Annotated in this window: 5 protein-coding genes and 1 tRNA gene; 4 read left to right on the top strand and 2 right to left on the bottom strand. The window is 60.5% G+C overall.

Annotation, left to right across the window (positions count from 1 at the left end):
• Window positions 1-13 precede the first annotated feature (13 nt).
• The 4 genes from HJB91_RS29530 to HJB91_RS29515 all read left to right on the top strand — a co-directional run bounded on the left by HJB91_RS29530 (window position 14) and on the right by HJB91_RS29515 (window position 2,568).
• Window positions 14-90 (top strand) — tRNA-Met (locus HJB91_RS29530).
• A 399-nt stretch (window positions 91-489) separates the two neighbouring features.
• The gene (locus HJB91_RS30980) at window positions 490-1,251 is read left to right on the top strand and encodes a cysteine rich repeat-containing protein (RefSeq protein WP_247241699.1); all 762 of its coding nucleotides are present in this window, start codon (window positions 490-492) and stop codon (window positions 1,249-1,251) included.
• 202 nt (window positions 1,252-1,453) lie between these two features.
• On the top strand, window positions 1,454-2,242 hold the full coding sequence (locus tag HJB91_RS29520; RefSeq protein WP_221123657.1) for a DUF2092 domain-containing protein: 789 nt from the start codon (window positions 1,454-1,456) through the stop codon (window positions 2,240-2,242).
• The gene (locus tag HJB91_RS29515) at window positions 2,239-2,568 is read left to right on the top strand and encodes a hypothetical protein (RefSeq protein ID WP_210629704.1); all 330 of its coding nucleotides are present in this window, start codon (window positions 2,239-2,241) and stop codon (window positions 2,566-2,568) included. Before HJB91_RS29520 ends, HJB91_RS29515 begins: the two co-directional genes overlap by 4 nt.
• 14 nt (window positions 2,569-2,582) lie before the next feature.
• Here HJB91_RS29515 and HJB91_RS29510 read toward each other — a convergent pair whose 3' ends face one another.
• Together HJB91_RS29510 and HJB91_RS29505 are read right to left on the bottom strand one after the other, a co-directional pair.
• Window positions 2,583-5,765, bottom strand: coding sequence for an efflux RND transporter permease subunit (locus HJB91_RS29510; protein WP_221156781.1), 3,183 nt, complete (start codon window positions 5,763-5,765; stop codon window positions 2,583-2,585).
• Between the two features lie 41 nt (window positions 5,766-5,806).
• Window positions 5,807-7,003 carry an efflux RND transporter periplasmic adaptor subunit gene (locus HJB91_RS29505; RefSeq protein ID WP_221123659.1) on the bottom strand — a complete coding sequence of 399 codons (1,197 nt, stop codon included), beginning with the start codon at window positions 7,001-7,003 and terminating at the stop codon, window positions 5,807-5,809.
• Window positions 7,004-7,011: the final 8 nt, after the last annotated feature.

Here is a 7,011-nt window from a genome sequence, read left to right as displayed (position 1 = left end):
CGGAATGAAATATCGCGGGGTGGAGCAGCCCGGTAGCTCGTCAGGCTCATAACCTGAAGGCCGCAGGTTCAAATCCTGCCCCCGCAACCAATCTTCCCAAAAAGCCCGCCTCGTGCGGGCTTTTTGTTTGGTAACAGCTCGAGAATTTGACGCCTCATCTGCGGCCCGCAAGAAGGAAAAGCCGACGCAGCCCGGACGAAAAATTCCTGAATAATTCTTCCGAACCGACACTATACCATCCTCTAAAGCCCGCAAAATAGCGGGCTTTTTGCGTTTCTGCGAGACAGGAGCGGTAGTCCCCCAAGTTGCCATCGATTTTCAAGTGATGACGAGATAGTTGCTAAAAGGATAATATTCTAATATACCTAGCTCAGGCGCACCTTATATTTTCGTAGTAGCAAGCAACGTCCGTCCATCCGGCGGCGCCTATTATCCTATTCAGCGAGCAGTTCGATTTCATGAAGTAGATAAGATTTATAGGGGGGAATCATGCGAAAATGGGGATCTTCTCTACTGACGTCTCCGCATGGGAGGCGTCGTATTCTATCGGCAATCTCCGCGTTGCCCGCGTTCTGCGCGCTGCTGTTTTTAGCCGGGGTTGCGTCCTCGCAAGCGCCGACCGACGAACAGCGTGACGCGATCAGGGCAGAGTGCCGCTCCGATTTCATCGCGAAATGCTCGGGGGTGACGCCGGGAGGAATCGAGGCGCTCACCTGCCTCCAGCAGCATAGCGCCACACTTTCAGCCGGCTGCCAGAAAGCGGTTTCGGCGGTGAACGTCAAACCCAAATCGACATCCGCGGAGCCAACGCCGGCGCCAGCGACCGGCGCGCCGCCGCACCAGCCGACTGAGGCGCAGCGGAATGCCCTCAAATCGGCCTGCCAGCGCGATTTCATGGCGCAATGTTCCGGCGTCACTCCGGGAGGTGCGGCGGCTCTCAGCTGTCTGCAACAACATAACGCCGCTCTATCGATGCCATGTCAGCAAGCCGTCGCCGCATTGGGGGGATCGGCGGCACCGACAACCAACGATGCGGCTGCCACCGGTGCGATCACCCCGGCCCCACGAGCAATGATGCCGGCCTTGTCGCCGCGAGAGGAAGTGATGATCCTGCGGGAAACCTGCGGCGCGGACTTCCGCGCCTTGTGCCGCATGGTCCCTCTAGGCGGAGGGCGGGGCATCGCCTGCCTGCGCGACAATCTAGAGCGCGTATCGCCGGAGTGCCACCGCGTGCTCACTTCGGGATTGTAGCGCCCGTTCGACGCTTGATCTCATAAAGAGGTCGTCGCGCCCCGGCGAGAAATTCGGTGCGCGACCCCACGAAGACCGGCAAGCACGCGTTGCCTGCCGGCTGCATGGCATCTCTCACATTTCAAGTCCGGCTGCGGAATATCCATCAGCGGCCATCTGCAATTCGATGAAATCAATGACGACACGAACGAAAGGCATTGCCATGTCATCGACTTTCCCTTTTCCGCTATTGAAGCGGATGCTTATCTATGCGTCGGTTTCTGCCGGTTTGGTGCTGCCGACGAGCGCTTGGGCGGATGATGCAAAAGAGCTGCTCAAGAAGATGTCCGATTTTCTGACGGCGCAGAAGACGATCTCCTTTACATATCAATCATCGCTCGAAGCGGTGACGCCTGCCTTTGAGAAGCTCCAGTTCGTGAGCTCGGGGACCGTGAACCTGACCCGTCCCGATAAGTTGCGCGTGACGAGGACCGGCGGCTTCGCGGATATCGACGTCAGTTTCGATGGTTCGTCGCTGACGGTACACGGCAAGAATCTCGACGCCTATGCGAAGATCGATGGCAAGGGTTCGCTCGATGATCTTATCGACCGCCTGATGACAGCGGGTGTCGAAGCGCCGGGCGCCGATCTTTTATCCTCCAACGTCTACGGCGAGCTCATGTCCGATGTGACGGAAGCCAAGCATATTTCCAGTGCTTTCGTGGATGGCGTCGAATGCGAATATCTGGCCTTCCGAACGCCTGAGATCGACTGGCAGATCTGGATACAGACCGGCGCGCAGCCCATCCCGCGCCGTTACGTCATCACCAGCAAGCACGTCGTCCAGGCGCCGCAATACATGCTCGAAATCAGCGATTTCAAGAGTGGAGCAGATGTCGCGGCCGTTTCCTACAACATCGAGATTCCCGGCAGTGCCAAGACGGTCGATCTCAGCGAGCTGCAATCGCTCGATGAGCTTCCAGCGGCTGCCGATGCGGGAGAAGCGAAATGACCTATAACAAGCTGCTGTTCATTCTCGGCTTGGCCGGTGTCCTGACATTTACCGACCTTCGCGTCGAGGGCCAAGGTTCCATGGCGCTGTCGATCGGGTTCGCCACGCCGGCGGGCGCCGTCATCGGCAGGCCGTTGACGCCGCTCTCTTATGCGGGCGTTGCCCGCAGAACGACGCGGCGGGTCGTGACGCGGACGGCGACGACCATCGCCGTGCTTCCGGCAGGCTGTCTCTACGGTGCCTATTATGGCGGCTATTATTATCGGTGCGGGTCGTCCTATTACGCCAAGAGCGGGAGCGTCTATGTGCAGGTGATCGTGCAATAACTGCCGCGATTGCTTTACCCGACTTTCGATATCTCCGTTTCCGTCACCCTCGCGGCCGCGTTTACGGTGGCTCCGCGCCGCTTCCAATATTCCTCGAGGCGCTGCAGCAGCACGTAGAAGGAAGGAACGAAGAGGATGGCGAGGCAGGTCGAGGCGATCATGCCGCTGAAGACCGATATGCCGATCGACTTGCGGGCCGATGCGCCGGCGCCCGTCGCCAGCACAAGCGGCAGGACACCGAGGATAAAGGCGAAGGACGTCATCAGGATCGGCCGGAAACGCAGCCGGGCGGCCTCGACGGCCGCTTCCAGGATTTCCATGCCTTCCGCCCGTTTTTCACGCGCATATTCGACGATGAGGATGGCATTCTTGGCGGCCAGCGCAATCAGCAGGATCAGGCCGATCTGGGTATAGAGATTGTTGGCCACGCCTGCTGCCGTCAGTGCCGCCACCGTGCCGAGCAGGGCGAGCGGCACGGCAAGTATGACTGCCAGCGGCAGGATCCAGCTTTCATATTGGCCGGCGAGCACGAAATAGACGAGCAGCATGGCGAGCGCGAAGATGAAGTAGATCTGCCCGCCCACGGCTTTTTCCTGATAGGAGAGCGCGGTCCATTCGAAGCCGGCTCCGGGCGGCAATGTATGGTCGGCGATCTGCTCCATGACCTCGAGCGACTGCCCGGAACTGAAGCCGGCGGCCGGTCCGCCGACGATGGTGGCGGTGGGATAAAGATTGTAGAGGCTGATCAGCGAGGGGCCTTCTGTCGTCGTGACATCGATCACCGTGCCGAGCGGCACCATCGTCCCGTCGCCGGCCTTGACCTTCAGATTGCGGATATCGTCGGGGCTGACGCGGAAATCGGAGGCGGCTTGCGCATAGACCTGGAAGGTGCGGCCGAATTTGTTGAACTGGGTGACATAGCTCGATCCGACATAGCCGGAGAGTGCCGAGAAAACCTGCCCCACGGTAATTCCCAGCGTCTCCGCCTTGATGCGATCGACGGAGACCGCAAGCTGCGGCACGTTCGAGCGAAACGGCGTGCTCAGCCTTTGCAGCGATGACTGGGCATTGCCGTTCTTCACGATCGTATCGGCAAGCGATTGCAGCAGCGGATAGTCGTTGACGCCGTTGCGGAGTTCGACCTGCATGGTAAAGCCGTTGGCATTGCCGATGCCCTGTATCGGAGGCGGTACGACCACCAGCGTTTTGGCGGTCAGCACATGCTGCAGCGCGTCGTTCAGATGCTGATAGATCGACAGCAGGTCCTGCCTTTTCTCCTTGCCGCGCTCGTCCCAATCCTTGAGAATGACATAGGCGACGCCGGCATTCTGCAGGCTGGCACTGTTGTCGAGAACCGAAAGGCCGCTGATGGTCAGCACCTGATCGACGCCAGGGGCGGCCTCGGCGATCTTGCCGACCTCTTCCATGACGGCATCGGTCCGCTCTTTCGAGGCGCCATCGGGCAATTGCGCACTGATCAGCACATAGCCCTGATCCTCGATCGGCAGGAATGCCGTCGGCAGGCGCGTGAGCCCCCAGACGGCGACGCCGATCAGCACGAGTGCTGCGATCGCCATGATGCCGCTGTGACGGGTCATCGCTCCGACCAATCCGGCATAGTGGCGTTCGCCCCAGTCATAGCCCCGATTGAAGCCGCGATAGAAGACGTTGCGTTTCTCGGGCGGCACCGGTGCTCGCAGCCAAAGAGCGCATTGCGTCGGTTTCAGCGTCACGGCATTGACGGCGCTGATCAATGCGGTGGCGGCGATGACGAGCGCGAACTGCCGATAGAGCTGCCCGGTCAGGCCGGGCAGGAAGGCGGCCGGAATGAAAACGGCCATCAGCACCAGCGTGATGCCGATGACGGGGCCGAGCAACTCCTCCATCGCTTTCTCTGCCGCCTTGCGGCCCGACATGCCGGCCTCGATGTGCCGGGCGACACCTTCGACGATGACGATGGCATCATCGACGACGATGCCGATCGCCAGAACGATGGCAAACAGCGTCGACAGATTGACCGTGAAGCCCAAGGCCGCCATGGCCGCGAAGGCGCCGATGATGGTGACGGGAACGGTGGTCGCCGGCACGAGCATGGCCCGCCAATCCTGCAGGAAAACCAGAATGACGATGAGAACGAGCACGCCCGCCTCGATCAAGGTGACGTAAACCTCGTCGATGGAGGCCTTGACGAATTTCGTCGTATCGAACGGCAGATGATATTCGAGGCCCGGCGGGAAATTCTTCGAGAGCTCCGCCATCTTCGCATTCACCGCCTGCTCCACGGCAATGGCGTTGGCTTCCGGCAGCTGGAAAATGCCGATGCCGGCCGCCGGCCGGCCGTTTTGCGTGAAGGACTGGCTGTAGGTCTGGGCGCCGAGTTCGACGCGGCCGATATCGCGCACACGCGTGATGCGGCCGCCCTGTCCGCTTTCGACCTTGACGACGATGTTCTCGTAGTCGGCCGCTTCGTTCAGCCGGCCGTTGACATTCAGCGTGTATTGGAAGACCTGCCCTTTCGGCACCGGCGGAATGCCGATCTGGCCGGCGGTGACCTCCTGGCTCTGCTGCTGCACGACATTGACGACATCCTGCGGCGTCAGGCCGCGTGCCTGCAGCAGGTTCGGATCCATCCAGATCCGCATGGCATATTGGCCGGCGCCGAACACCGTCACGTTGCCGACGCCAGGCAGGCGGGCGAGTTCGTTCTGCAGATTGATGACGGCGTAATTCGACAGGAACAGGCTGTCATAGCGGCTGTCGGGCGAGGCCAGGCTGACGAAGCCGAGGATGGCGGTCGATTTCTTCTGCGTCGTCACGCCTTGAAGCTGCACCGCTTCGGGAAGCGATGACATTGCGATCGCGACCCGGTTCTGCACCAGAACCTGCGCCTGATCCGGATCCGTTCCGATTGCAAAGGTCACGATCAGCGAATAGGTGCCGTCGCTGGCGCTGGTCGACTGCATGTACAGCATGTCCTGCACGCCGTTGACCTGCAGCTCGATCGGCAGCGCCACGGTGTCGACGAGGGTCTGTGCGCTGGCGCCGGGAAAGCGGGTCGTCACCTGCACCGTCGGCGGGACGACATTTGGATACTGCGCCACTGGCAGCTGGAACAGGGCAACCGCGCCGACCAAAACGAACACCAATGCCAGCACGTTGGCAAGCACCGGACGCTCGATGAAAAAACGCGAGATCATGCTGTTGTCCTCAGACGTTCAGATGAAGCGTGACGGCGAATTCATTGCGTGGTGGTGTCGGCCTTGGCATCGCCAGCGGCGTTGGCCGTCGGGTTCATTTCCATCTTCTCGGGGCTGACCTTGCTGCCGGGTATGGCCAGTTGAACTCCCTGGGTCACCACCCAGTCAGCCGGATCGAGGCCGGATTGGATGACCCGGAGCGCGCCCTCACGCTGCCCGATCTTGACCTGCTTCTGCTCGATGACATCGTCCTTCCCGAGAACCAGTACGTAGGTGCCAAGCTGGTTCGTTCCGATCGTGTCGTCGCGCACCAGTAGAGCCTTGTCATCGTGGCCGACCGGCACCCGAACTCTGACGAAGAGGCCGGGCAGCATGGCGTGGTCCTTGTTGTCGAACAGCGCGCGCACCTGAAGCGTGCCTGTGGAGGCATCGAGTTGAGGCGACACGTAGTCGAGATGTCCCTTGTGCGGATAGCCTTCCTCGGTCTGCAGACCGATCTCCGCGGGGATGCTTGGAAGGTCCGTCTGCCTGAAAGTATGTCCTTGCTTTGCCAGGGTTTCCTTGATCATCAACACCTGCGTTTCGCTGACGTTGAAATAGGCATAAAGCGGATCGGTCTGGACGATGCTGGCGAGTTTGGTGGGGCCGGACACGCCGACCAGCGTGCCGATGTCGACGAGGTGATCGGTGACGATGCCATCGAAGGGAGCGAGCACCTCCGTGTAGCCGAGGTTGATCGTCGCCAGATCGACATTGGCCTGGGCGTTGAGAATGGCGGCATTCGCCTCGTCGAGAGTTGCCTTGGCACTGTCGACCGCGGTCTGGGTGGTGACCTGTTGCTTCGACAGATTGAGCTGACGGTCATATTCCAGCTTCGCGCCGACCTGCGAGGCTTGTTGTGAGGCGAGTGATGCCTTCGCCTGATCCAGTTGCGCCTGGTAAGTGTCGCGTTCGATGCCGAAAAGCTTGGTGCCCTTCTTCACCATCATGCCGTCCTGGTAATCGATGGATTGGATATAGCCCTGGACACGCGCCTCGATATCGACGGCGTTGAGCGGCGCCGTATTGCCGGTGAGCTCGAAATAAAGCGTGACCGGTTGCTGGACGGGCTGTGCGACCCGAACCACGGCAGGTGGAGGAGGAACATAAGTGTTCCCGCTTTCCTCACAGCCGACGAAAAGCGCCAAGCCGGCAAGTGTCAGAAAAAATCGCAGACCCTGATGCAATCCCCCACGCATTGCCGCCG

Source organism: Rhizobium sp. NLR10b (assembly GCF_019685435.1).
Taxonomy (GTDB): Bacteria; Pseudomonadota; Alphaproteobacteria; order Rhizobiales; family Rhizobiaceae; genus Rhizobium.
Note: the sequence above shows the minus strand (reverse complement) of the source record. Positions and strands in the feature narration are given on the sequence as shown.